At 44.3% G+C, this 13,093-nt stretch carries 8 protein-coding genes and 1 pseudogene; 1 reads left to right on the forward strand and 8 read right to left on the reverse strand.

Going from position 1 to position 13,093, the window contains the following annotated elements:
• Positions 1–7: 7 nt before the first annotated feature.
• The 6 genes from AB4114_RS04930 to AB4114_RS04955 form a co-directional block, all read right to left on the reverse strand.
• Entirely contained in the window at positions 8–1,681 is a 1,674-nt protein-coding gene (locus tag AB4114_RS04930; protein WP_441987413.1) for an ABC transporter substrate-binding protein, read from the reverse strand.
• Between the two features lie 99 nt (positions 1,682–1,780).
• Positions 1,781–4,570, reverse strand: a complete 2,790-nt coding sequence (locus AB4114_RS04935) for a sensor histidine kinase (protein ID WP_441987414.1) — start codon at positions 4,568–4,570, stop codon at positions 1,781–1,783.
• Entirely contained in the window at positions 4,570–5,349 is a 780-nt protein-coding gene (locus AB4114_RS04940; RefSeq protein ID WP_441987415.1) for a response regulator transcription factor, read from the reverse strand. The genes AB4114_RS04935 and AB4114_RS04940 overlap by 1 nt, the downstream gene beginning before the upstream one ends.
• 131 nt (positions 5,350–5,480) lie before the next feature.
• Positions 5,481–6,554: a sialidase family protein gene (locus tag AB4114_RS04945; protein WP_441987416.1), complete on the reverse strand. Its 1,074-nt coding sequence runs from the start codon at positions 6,552–6,554 to the stop codon at positions 5,481–5,483.
• Between the two features lie 39 nt (positions 6,555–6,593).
• Positions 6,594–7,544: a D-2-hydroxyacid dehydrogenase gene (locus AB4114_RS04950; protein ID WP_441987417.1), complete on the reverse strand. Its 951-nt coding sequence runs from the start codon at positions 7,542–7,544 to the stop codon at positions 6,594–6,596.
• A 23-nt stretch (positions 7,545–7,567) separates the two neighbouring features.
• Positions 7,568–8,737, reverse strand: a complete 1,170-nt coding sequence (locus AB4114_RS04955; RefSeq protein WP_441987418.1) for a mandelate racemase/muconate lactonizing enzyme family protein — start codon at positions 8,735–8,737, stop codon at positions 7,568–7,570.
• Positions 8,738–9,138: 401 nt separating this feature from the next.
• On the opposite strand from AB4114_RS04955, the gene AB4114_RS04960 reads away from it, so the two are divergent.
• Complete coding sequence (locus AB4114_RS04960) at positions 9,139–11,574, forward strand: sialidase family protein (protein WP_441987419.1); 2,436 nt, start codon at positions 9,139–9,141, stop codon at positions 11,572–11,574.
• Between the two features lie 228 nt (positions 11,575–11,802).
• On the opposite strand, the pseudogene AB4114_RS04965 reads toward AB4114_RS04960, so the two are convergent.
• Together AB4114_RS04965 and AB4114_RS04970 are read right to left on the reverse strand one after the other, a co-directional pair.
• Positions 11,803–11,904 (reverse strand): annotated as a pseudogene (locus tag AB4114_RS04965) (sigma factor-like helix-turn-helix DNA-binding protein); the annotation flags it as partial.
• A gap of 98 nt (positions 11,905–12,002) precedes the next feature.
• The gene (locus AB4114_RS04970; RefSeq protein ID WP_441987420.1) at positions 12,003–13,055 is read right to left on the reverse strand and encodes a hypothetical protein; all 1,053 of its coding nucleotides are present in this window, start codon (positions 13,053–13,055) and stop codon (positions 12,003–12,005) included.
• Positions 13,056–13,093 lie beyond the last annotated feature (38 nt).

Raw genomic sequence — 13,093 nt, forward strand, 5'->3', positions numbered from 1 at the left:
TTGGAAATTACTTCTTACGGAGATCTGCGACTTTCGGCGCTTTTTCCAGTTCGGCAAGAAGCTCATCACCACCGCTGCTGCGCCAATTCTTCACGTAGGCATCCCAAGCAGAATCGACATTCAGCTCACTCGTAATGGACTTAAACAAGAATTCATCCGTAATCGTTTTTAATTTTGCATCGTATTTGGTTTTCAACTCATTGTATTTGGTTTGATTGAAATAATCCCATTTGAAGGGCCGATAGGCAGTTTTCCTGCCTATTTCTGCTCCAAAATACAGATCTGTCAATTTGGAAACGGCAGCATTACTATAATACGCATTGACATTCCCTAGTTGGATCGGCAAATTGTAGTAACCTATACCGTCTTTTTCGACTTCCGCTGCCTGTTTAGGAATGACAGCCGACTTATAAGGCTCAGCTTCCCACGAATAATCTTTTCCTTCTTCACCGAACGCTGAGAGCATGAGCCCCTCTTTGTCCAAGTTCAAATAGTCAAAAATCTGGAGAATACGGGCTAATTTTTCATCCGAGACATCCTTTTTGATGACCATCGCGTAGCCGAATCCATCTACAGGCGTATAAGCGGCCGAACCCTGCTGACCTTTAGAACCGATAGGTGCCGGGGTAAAAAGAAATTTCGCATTCGGATCCTTCAAGACGAGATTTCCAGGCGGACGATTGAACGTAAAGGGCACCATGCCTGCCGCTTGAACCTGCACCTGCGCTGCGCCGTATTTCCCGGCAGCGAATTTTTCCCAGCTTTTAGCGCGGTTTAATGTGGTGAATTCCGGATCGATATACCCCTTCTTATTTAAAGAGGCCATGTATGTCAGAAACTCTTTATAGTTTTGGCTGATCGCATAATTGACTACTTTCCCGTTTTCCTCCACATTATAATCCCAACCAACGCCAAACGCCCCAGCTTCCGTATTTAAAGCCCAAGATGCATCGCTATTGTTCAGAAGTAAGCCATACGTATCCTTTTTACCGTTGCCGTCAGGATCATTATTGGCAAACGCTTCGAACATTTTCTGCTCTTCATCTAGTGTAAACGCTTGCTTTGTAAAGAAAATTCTTTCGGCACCACCGGAAGTCCCCACTGGAACGATGTCCCCTTTTGGTTTAAATCCGAGTTTTTCCATCCAATCCAGACGGTAAACTTGACCCCAAGTGAGATTATCCCAATCTTGTTTATAACCCGTGAGGGCATAATATTCGCCATTCTTACCAGGAACTTGATTTATTTTCCACCCCGTTGGCTGATCGCTTAAAACTTTAGCGTAATTAGGAGCGTACTTCATGATCATATCCTTGGGTATGCTTCGGGTGACAGAATCCGAATATAACTTTTCTGGCGCATCCATGAAGGCGATATCCGGCAATTCTCCCGAGGCTACCATCAGATTTTTTTGTTCCTTGTTGTTTACATCCAGTTTTCGATTCTTCAATTTCACATTGAATTTCTTTTCAATCATTTGTTGAACCTTGTTGTTGTCTTCAATCTTGCCTCTAGCCCCTTGGCCAACCCAACTGATGTCCAGCGTTTTTGAGGTATCCGCTGGCTTGTCTGACACATTGGTAACGTTCGGTTCGCTCGTTGTTTCCCCCCCCGAGCATCCCGAGGCCATCAAGACTACTGCCAAGCTTAGTGCGGTAACGCTTACTTTTTTACTTGTCATATTCATCCCCCTAATCTTATCGCTTGCCTTACCTATTCATTATAAATAAGAAGCCCCTGAGATCAGTAACACTATCATCAGGGGTTTATAATACGAATCTCATACATTTGAGGACGCTTCCATAGGGTTAACGCTCTGGTACGGAAGCCGGATTGTCACTATCGTTCCAACACCGGAACTATCGATCGATAAGCCATACACATCGCCAAAATGGAGTTTAATTCTACTATTCACATTATATAATCCTACATTTCCCCGATCTCTATTCTCCAAACGAAGACGAATTTCTTCTAGCTTATTTTGTTCTATTCCGGGGCCGTTATCCTTGACGACCACTTCGATATGATTCTCCTTTTTCATACAGCTGACCCTGATCCTAATCTCTCTGTTATTCATCTTAAGCGTATGTCTTATTGAATTCTCAATAATGGGCTGTAGGATCATCTTATTAACGACACAATCGTTCAGCGATTCGTCCATATGCCATTCGAAATAAATCCTATTCTTATAGCGGTAGCTCATGATCTTCGAATAGGACTGGCAGTAAACGATCTCTTCTCTAAGCGTCGTTAATGGGCTGTCTTTCCCCATGGCGTATCGAAACAGACGACTCAATAGTCCAATCATATCTACTGCCAAATGGCGCTCTCCCTTTTCGATCATATACATGATATTTTCAAGTGTATTGTAAAGGAAATGGGGATTAATTTGTGCCTGCAGCGCCTCCATGTGCAGCTCCCTTTTCTCAAATTCAAGGGTTAGCCTTTCTTCATTCGCATCCAACGTGTCCTGTACCAACCTGTGAATCCTCTCCAGCATGTGGTTAAAGGAAATTCTTAGCTGTTCAACTTCATCAATCGCAAAGCTTCTATGGAGAGTTAATTGATTAACACGATCAAGATCAATGCTCAGATAACGGTTTTGAATGGAAGCTAGCGGCTGCACTAAATACTGTGACATCAAATAGGAAAATAGGAGAATCAGCAAAAAAAGAATGACCAATAAATAAATATCATCGAAAAAGAGACGTATCACCTGATCCCTAATCGCCGAAGCATCGTACCTTGCAATCACATACCAGGGTAAAGCAGCGATTTTCTTGGAAAAATATATGGCGTTATTCGAGCGGAATAGGGTCCCCTCCGATGAATCCAATTGAAACGGAATGTCGGCTTTCTGCCCGATTCTTCCCATATCCGGATGGGAGATTATACGTCCATTTTCATCCATGATAAACGCTTCACTGCCATTCCCGTTCAGATCGGCATACAGATTGGTGAAGAAAACACCGTTTATATCCGTTTTCATATAAGCAATCGGACTTGAATAGCGATTAATATCGACGATGCCTATGCTTAAACTTACCGTAGATGAGGCTGTATCCGTCGGTGGAAGCCAGTAAAAAATAGGTTTACGGCTAGCACGCATTTGCTCGAAAAAAGTCGGGTCGATTTGGTTTGCATGCTTATATCGATTGCTGTAGATCAATTGATTATTTATATTGTAGATGCCAATGGCATCCTCACTGAGAATGGGCAAAAAACTATCAAAAATCAGTTGATCCATATGCTGTTGCAGGTTATCGCTCGGTTGATCCACATAGGATACAACAAACGCGTCGTAAGCCAAACGGGTCATGGCAGACTCTTTTTGATCGGCAAATAACTCTACTCGATGAGCTGTCTTATCAAACAGCGTATAAAAGGTTTCTTCCAATTCCTGCGTAATAATTTTTGATGATTGCACATAAAAAACCGTAACGAAAAGACAGATAGGAAGCAGTATCGTAATTAAAAAATACACAAAAAAACGGTCTCTCATCGTGAACCTTTTGTATCGATTCCGTCCATCTTCCACAGGTTCCCATCGTTCCTCCAAGCTGCGCTGCCTGCCGATCCAACTAATCAGGCTGTGCAAAGGGAACAAGATTTTGCGGCCTATCAAATGCGATAGAAAAAAAGTAAGTAATGCGCTGCCGCCTAATATGATGAGCGAATATCCCCCAAGCGCCAGAAGCTGCCTTTTATGAAACCCAGATTCGTTTTCAGCCAATGCGATGCGGATGTCATGAAATCCGATATCCCGAAAAAAATAACGTTTCCCCGAGAGTGGAATGCCCTCCATTTGCTGCGTATTCTCCCTACTTTTCAGCAGTTCATTGATTTCTGGCGTAACTGTGCTCCCCTTAAATAGAACTTGGTCCTTTGCATCCAAGACCGCCAGAGATTCACCGTATGGAAGAATACGATTGAACGCCACTGTATTTAAATTGATTGTGAGTATTCCGAGTGAACCTTCTGGACCTTTAAGCGGACACATAAAGTAACTCGATTTGTTCCATATGTCCAGTAGATTTCGCAGCGCGTCATCATTGATTTCCAATGAATTCAAGCCAAATGCTTGATACGTCTGGTTTATGGAGACGAACCTGATCTGATTGTCTAGGTTGGAAAGTGACAATTGATTGCCCTCAAAATAATACGAGGAATACTTGGCATTCGAACTGTACTGGCCACCCTTTGTCCAAACCGTGATGCCACTGATGAACTCATTTCCTTTATTCAAATTAAATAGGGAGGACTCTACATTTTGCGACAGACTCACCTTTTCATACGAAGTTGCATCTTGTCGCTCTAATTTGTCCAACGATTGGATTAATATGGTATTATTCCGCAAACTATCTATGGTTTGGTAAATATCTTCGAATTGCTTGCGCACATCCGCGGTTGTTTGATTCAATTTCATGGCTTGCATCATATCGGTTTTCTCATCAATGTAACGGACGGTTTTCACATAGAGGACATAGCCGATAATGATGAGCATTAGCGAGACGATCGAAAGGGAGAAAAGCAACAAAAAACGATTCAGCTTTATCTCTTTTCGCTTCATTACAAGCCTTCCTTGAACTGGAAGACCGATCCGCCAGATTCTCTATAGGTTTGCGGCGTAACACCGCTTATGCGTTTGAATATTTTATTGAAATACGAAAAATTGCCATAACCGACACTCATCGAAATTTCAAAAACTTTGTAATCGGTATGCAACAATAATTTCATGGACTCGTTGATTCTAACCTCGTTCAGATAATCAATAAAATTCTTACCCGTTTCCCGCTTGAATAATGTGCTGAAATAGTTCGGATTGACGTGCAGCCGTTCCGAAACGTCTTCCAGCTTGATTCGTTCTGGATAGTTTTCAGTAATATATTGCTTCGCAACAGCAACATACGAATTGCGATCTCCACTCGTCTTTACGACCATATGTTTAACGGAATTAACGGGTTGCCCAGCTTCGTTCTTTAAATTATTGGCGACATCTCGGAACAGCTCGAGGAATTCATCGCGAATAATTGGCTTCAGCAGGTAACCTTTCACCCCAAAACGTATCGCCTCTTTAGCATATTGAAAATCATCATACGCACTCATCAGTGCAACCTTGATGTGAGGAAATTCACTTTTCACGCACTGTGCAAGTTGTAATCCCGTCATATTCGGCATTAAAATATCCGTCAAAATGACATCCGGATGACATTCGCGTACCATTTGTAGAGCTAATTCTCCATCTGAAGCACACCCTGCCACTTCAAATCCAATCTCAGCCCATGGCATGTTATTGATTACCCTTTCGCGAATAAACTCCTCATCATCAGCAATCAATACTTTGTACATCGAATCCATCCCCCCTGTTATAAGCGCTTACAAATAGAGAAGATTGTTTCTCCTTATAATTCCTTATAATTAGATGTTACCTTGATAAGTATGAAAAAACAACTACCGTCTATAGACGGTAGTTGCCTTGCCTAAACCATTATTCTGGTGTCTAACACTGCCGCCATTAAATCGATTCCAGTCCGCTTAAACGGTGGATCTGTTTCCGGAGCATCGAAGGCCGGATCCTCAACCTGCATATAGGTAATGATTGCTTTGCCGGATTTTGTGAACATACAATTCAGATTGGTATATTCATTCGGTCCCACCGCAATATTCCCCACTCTTTTCCAGGATTCCCCGCCGTCTGTAGAAACTGCTGCGCTTAAAGGTGTACGTCGTCCGAAATGATGCTTACCGGGTTCGTACTGACTATCGTTCCATAACAGAAGGAGTACATCGGTGCCAGGAACTCGCCGCAAACAAGTGCATGATTCCGGCGATTTCAAACCGCTTGTTTGCGGTAAACTCCACGTGTTGCCGCCGTCCATTGAAGTACACAGAAACACCGCGCCCAATTGAGACCTGATGGACATGAGAAGACGTCCGTCACTCATTTCAGCAACGGAGGATTCCATGGCGCCACGCATAGGCAAATCTACGGTACCAGCTGCACGCGTCCATGTAAATCCGTCATCATCGCTAAAGCAGCATCCTATCTCATTGTGTTGACCACCTTGATGGCCTGTGCCGAAGTGGAATGGAAGTAACAATCGACCGCTGGACAGTAGGTTGATATGATTCGCACCACCTTGCAGCCATTGACCCTTCGTACGTTCCCAAATGTGTGCAAGAAATTCCCAGGTCTCGCCTCCATCCTTCGAGACATAGGCTTCCATTGTGGAGCTGGATCCTCCCTGATGGCCTCTTAAGCAATGGAGAATTAACGTTCCATTGGGTAGAAGACACAGACCAGGAGCCTGTACATTGTGATCTTCCGGATTGACATCGATGAGCATCCGCTCGCGTTCCCAGGTCATTCCGCCGTCCGTAGAAGTTTTGGCATAAATCCGGCATAAATCGAAATCGCTTCCAAAAGAACCGTCATACTTGTGCCAAACCGCTAACAATGTGCCATCCTCCAACTCAGCGATGGAAGCCGTATCATTCCTTGGGTTATTTGCAGCAGATTTCGCAATTGTCGCGTATTTTATTGTATTCATCATGTCATTTCACCTCGTAAATGGTCATTGTTGTCATTTTTTTTATAAATTCACCTGATTGAGAAATGGTTTCCCCTCACGATAATTCATCAGATTGTTCAAGAGCAAATGACAGAAACGATCGAATTCTTTGACCGACCGTCCTCCCGAATGAGGTGTAATGATCACATTATCCATTTCCCATAACGGACTTTCCATTGGAAGCGGTTCTACCTCGAAGACATCAAGCCCCGCTCCCTTCAGCCTACCGCTAATCAAAGCCGCATGCAGGACATTCTCATCGACGATACTTCCGCGAGCCAGATTATAGAAATAGGCCCCATTTTTCATAGAAGCGAACATTTTATAATCAAACAATTTCTCTGTCTGTGCGTTGCCGGGTAAGATCAGGATCACATGATCAGCTTTCGCTACAGCTTCCTTGATTCGGGAGCTTGAGTACATTTCATCCATGTAAGGATGTGATTCTCCGATTTCACGACGCACCCCAATAGTACGAACGCCTAATAGGCGCAGACGTCGCGCGATTTCTGTGCCGATGTCACCCACTCCGACGATGCATGCCGTGCTGCCATACACCTCTTCATATTCTGATTGACGACTCCAGCTATGCTTACTCATATCGCGTATGTGATGCGAAATACGGCGCGTCAATGCGAACATCATAGCAATTAAATGCTCTGCTACAGCAACAGACATGACACCGCTAGCATTACAAAGCGTAAAAGAGGGATCATCTTGATGTTTGTTGCCCAGGAAAGCGTCATAACCAACGCTTCCTAATTGGACAAGCCGAACCGGGCTTCCTGCAAGCCATTCCGCTTTCGGCCAACCAACCACAATATGAGACTTACTTATCTTTTCACGGAAAACAGACTCAGAAGTTTCTTCGTCTATTCGTTCCATTGACGCCCAACCGGACAAAGCCTGCCGGATACGTTCCATGTGTTGTTCCGTAAAACCATTAACTGCAACCAAGACATGAGGTTTCATGGTTTATTTCTCCCACCTTCCTATTAGGAAACCGTCAGCGGAACCCGATATACAGAACCTGGCATGTAGGGATATTTCTCTTCCAGCCCTTCGGGCCAATGTACACCTAATCCAGGGGTTGACGGAACCTGTATACATCCGTTCACCATTTTCAAGGGTTCAACCATCATTTCCACACGCAGGGGATTCGGCACATTGGAAAGCTCCAGAATCGTGCAGTTCCTAGAAGCGAACGCAGCGTGGAAATTCCCCATGATGCCCACTCCTCCGCACCATGCATGAACGGCAATCGGAATGGACTTACGTTCGCACATTTGCGCTACTTGGCGGAACACGCTCAATCCCCCGATAACGGCAGCATCCGGCTGGAACAGGTCGAGCGAATTCGCTTTCAAATACGATTCAGCTTCTACAAGACTTGTAACCGTCTCACCTCCTGCAACCGGGATGTTGACGTGACGGCGAATTTCCGCAAATCCTTCATAGTTAGTTACCTCTGCCGGTTCTTCCATCCAAAGGAGGTTGTATTTCTCAATGCGTTTTGCGATCTCAATTGCCTGTTTGACGGACCATGGATACTTCGCTAAGCCTTGCGCGGCATCGACAGCCAGTCCGATATCCGGGCCAAGTGCTTCACGGCACACGGCTACCTTCTCTTCAATCGCGTCGATATCCGGCAGCAGGTTGATACGAATTTTCACCGCCCGGAAGCCTTGCGTCACATAGTCACGCATTTCTTGTTTAAGCTCATCAATCGGTTTATTATTACCACCGCTCGCATAAGCCTTAATTTCATTATGCACCTTGCCACCAAGTAATTCGTACACTGAAACGCCAAGTGCCTTGCCTTTTAGATCCCAAAGTGCCATCTCGATGCCGCCAATCACGCATTGCGTTAGCCCCATTCGACCTAGGTAATAATTAGCAACCCGCATTCGATCGGACATCTCAAGAACGGACATGGGGTTTTGCCCAATCAGATCGTGCTCCATTTGTTCCGCTATTCCTCTGACTGCTTCGGGTGCATAAGTGCCCGCGTAGGTTTCACCCAAACCATAAATGCCTACATCGGTTTCCACTTTCAGAAAGGCCGTTGGACGGTACCCTGTTTTCAGACAAATTTCCCGCTCCGCATCCCCTTTATTGGCGTACGGAGCGCTGACAAGGATGCATTTAACAGCTGTGATTTTCATTCCATTTTTACCCCCTCGATGTTCAATTTCACCCAATAACTCGTTCACTCCGCTATTAATTATATAGAGGAAGCACCTGAACGCCGTAACACAATCCTTAGAGGTTTATAATACAATTTTCACCGATTTGGAGACACTTTCTTCCATCGGATGGTCGGATGTTCAATCAGCCTAATAGTACTTGAATAAATCCACCAAATCTAAATTTCATCCCGTTATCGCATAGTGTTCCTAGTGATAATATGAGAGAAACCTCTATTGACGACTTTCAAAGATGAGCGACCGTGCTTAGAGGAATCTACATTTTAATGGAGGGGATACGGTAGCAAGTATCTACTTATGAATGCGCTTTAAATAAACTATGATTCATGGCAATTGATATGTTAGGAGGAAACTTTATTATGAAAGAAAATCAAAAAATACTTCTTTTTAGCCTCAGTTTCACTTTCATCTTTACCTTGACACTTGGGTACTTCATACTTATTAATTCACCTGTTGCTCATGCGTCTTCACCACCTTCTTACATGCTTGATGAAAAGGTAGCTTATCAAAATGATGGTTCAAATAACTTTTGGTGGACTCACATGCGATGTGCGACCACTCCGGGCGGTTCAAGTCCCCAAATTATGTGCACCGTTTCTAAAGATAAGAATGAAAGCCCTACCAATTTATCGGATGTCTTTTATGATATTGCTTTTACGTCCAGCACGGATTTAGGTGAGACTTGGTCATCGCTGACAACCATTCCTCAATTTCAATGGAAGACACTGCCGGATGGTTACCAAGGTATGCTAATTGATCCCGTCCCCGTGTATCACAAAAAAACAGGAAAGATCATCCTGTTCGGCATGGCCCAATCCTATGGCCTTAATTTTGCTAAGAAACATAACTACCCCGCTTATGCAGTATACGATCCTGCCACTTCAACTTGGAGCAGCGATTGGTATTTATTGGACTGGCCTAATATTTTCGGACATACGGGCAGTGTTTATCCCTATGAAGCTGAGGATGGTACAGGAGACATTCTTTGGCCAATCAATTTATTGGACGGAACGGGCTCCGTAAAGGTTGTTAAGGCCTCATTTAACGGCACTGCACTTTCCTACATCAACCAAGGTACGTCGGTACCCAATTCAGGGGGGAACGGAAACCGTTCCGGTATTGAAACATCCCTTACCAAGTACAATAATGAATACTTTATGACCCTTCGCGATGATCTCCAGAACAGGTTGGCCAAAAGCAGTGACGGTTTGACCTGGCAGTCAGCAGTGACTTTGCAATGGGAGGACGGAACAGCTATAACCGGTAGTATGAATACGCAGATGCATTGGGTGACACAACCGAATACGCTATACCTTGTCTATACACGACAGGATGCTTCTAACACGGATATCCTCAGATACCGGGCTCCCTTATGGATGGCTGAAGTCGATTCGGTCACGCTTCGTGTCAAGAAAGACACAGAGCAAATCGTGATGTCGATAACAGACAACCGGGCGCAATTGGGCAATTTCGGAACCACTGCGGTTACACCTGATTTAAGCATTGTGACAAGCAACGAATGGAACTCCCTCGTTCCTAATCGAGCCATTGTTTCGAGAATTTGGTGGAATAAATCGAACATCGGTACTTGGAGCTTAGATGAAACCTCAGGAACTACAGTTGTGGATTCCGCTGGCGGCCTTAATCCCGGAACCATTGTGAACGCGACGCGTGACACAAACGGCAAATTTGGAAGTGCTTTACACTTTGACGGCAGCGGCGATTATGTAAACTTAGGCAATCCTTCCAGCGGTGCATTTGATTTCGGAACCACACAAAACTTCTCGATCTCTGCTTGGGTGAAAACCAGCGTAACGGGTACAACACAATATATTTTAAATAAAGGAGATACGAACGCTTCATATTGGTTACGATTCGAGGCGAATAATACCATTAAATTCCTTCTCGACTATGGCAGTACCTTTGACTCCGCTCAATCGACAGCCACCTATACGGATGGGCTATGGCATCATGTTGTTGGTGTCGCCGACCGAACAGCGGGTCTTAAACTATACGTCGACGGTGTATTAGTTGGGCAGGATACCAGCCCTACAAGCGGGACCATCTCCAACTCCCTTCCATTAACCATTGGAAGCAATTCTACAAGCACAATGAATGGTTTCATTGATGAAGTGAGACTATACAACTATGCTTTGAATTCAACGGAAGTGGGACATTTATACGGGTTGAGTGGATATTGGAAGTTTGATGAGACCACGGGAAGTACAGTGCTGGATTCTACCTACAATGGTTATCATGGAACAATTACAAATGCTGTTCGGAGTGCGAGCGGTATGTTTGGCGGTGCTTTAAGCTTTGACGGAAATGGCGATTATGTATCTTTGGGAGATCCCTTCAGCAATGATTTTGATTTCGGTAGAACAGGGAACTTCTCCGTTTCCGCATGGGTGAAGACAAGCGTCTCTGGTACAATCAAATATATGTTGAATAAAGGAGATTCAAATGCCGCATATTGGTTACGATTTGAAACAAATAATACGATTAAATTTCTGTTGGATTATGGTAGTACCAGTGATGCGATCCAATCGACAGCAACCTTTGCAGATGGGCAGTGGCACCATGTTGTAGCCGTAGCCGATAGGGTTTTGGGGCTAAAGCTATACGTCGATTCTGTTTTGGTCGGCCAGAACACTATACTTACGGGTGGGAATATATCTAATGCATTTCCTTTGACCGTAGGCGTCAACTCCGCAAGCTCGATGAACGGCCTGGTCGACCAAGTTAGGATATACGCTTATCCTTTAAGTGCAGCAGATGTCCAAAGCTTGCAATAGAATTCCAGCAATCACAGTAAAAAAGGTAGTTACTGCGTTAGAGCAGCATCTACCTTTTTTCATTGGAATTATTCGATGAAGTACCGTGTAACCAATGGGATTTTAAAGGTTATCTTGCTAAAACATAAGTTGACAGTATAATTAAGCAATAATTAAAGACTATCTTTGATCTGTTTTAGCAGTTACACCAAAACCCGTTTGTGTGTATTTGCAATGCTGTTCTTTCCTTTACCGCTTCGCCTTGTAAAATTCATGATATAGCTTCATCAGCGCCCGCTTCTTAATACGCGACACATAGCTACGCGAAATCCCCATCTCCTTCGGCACCTTGCAATCGTTGGATGCGTAAACGTATGTGCAGAAACTTCATGTCCACAATACAATTCTGCAACCTCCTCCTTAGGCATATCTCCAGTCATTTCCCTTCATTATTTTATCACTCCAATAGTTATTGGTTCGCTGGTCGTCACTGCAATACAACGAAACTCATCTTGCTCTTCGAATATGATCAGCTTAGTCACATCACCAAGCTTGTAAGGCCTGCTCGCGCAATAAAAGTGATATAGCACCCCGTTCCAGTAGATTACGCTCGACTTATGGGCATGAATTTCATCAAGTTCCCCTTCGGCCCCATGTGGAAGCAGCGGCTGCTCAACCGCACGCCAATTTGTTAAATCGTCAGAAAACGCCAGGGCACCCTGCGCGTGACGGCAATCGAAGCCAAAGGCAAAATTGACCCACTGCTGACCATCATGCTTTATACAAGGGTCGCTAATAAATTGACTAAAAAAGCTCTCTTCCTTCACTTTAAGTATGGGGTTGTTCTCATAGCGTTCCCAATGGATTAAATCGTTCGAAAAGGCAAGCCCCGTCTCTTCTTTCCAAGGCCACTGCTCCTCGCGCTTAGCATTGTAAAACATCCAATATCTCTCTTCATGTTCGATAACGCAGCATTTATATAAACCTGCCTTTTCCCAATTCGCTCCATTTTGATTGGTAAAGACAGGATGATCCAACCTATGCCATTCCAGTAAGTTCTCATCCTCTGTCCATGCGAGTCCCATCACGGCGCCGCCTGCTTCATAGCCCTTATCCGGATAAGCGTGGTAGATCATCCAATAGCGATTGTCTATCTTTTTGAGTCGCGGCAGGTCGTACAGGAAATTTGACTCCAGCAGCATCCATGATCCGGCAGCACCCACATGATCCCATCTTTCATCCGTGCGCAATCGCGGGAGAATAATCGCCTTATGCTCCCATTCCAACAAATTCGAGCTTGTCGCAAGCGCTGTCTGATATCCTACTCCGTCAAATCCAACGTACATCATATAGAAACAATCCTGATGGGCAAAAACAAAAGGACAATCAACGGCTTGTGAATCAAAATTGCCTTCCGTTCCCGATCCGCTCAATACCGGACGGTCGAGCCTATAGGGTGTATGCAGCTGTGTAAATTGCTCAATATTGATTTTCGACATCATGAACCACCTAGCTTTCTTATTTTGTAAAAACACCTGCT

This window comes from Paenibacillus sp. 2RAB27 (genome assembly GCF_052115445.1).
Taxonomy (GTDB): Bacteria; Bacillota; Bacilli; order Paenibacillales; family NBRC-103111; genus Paenibacillus_E.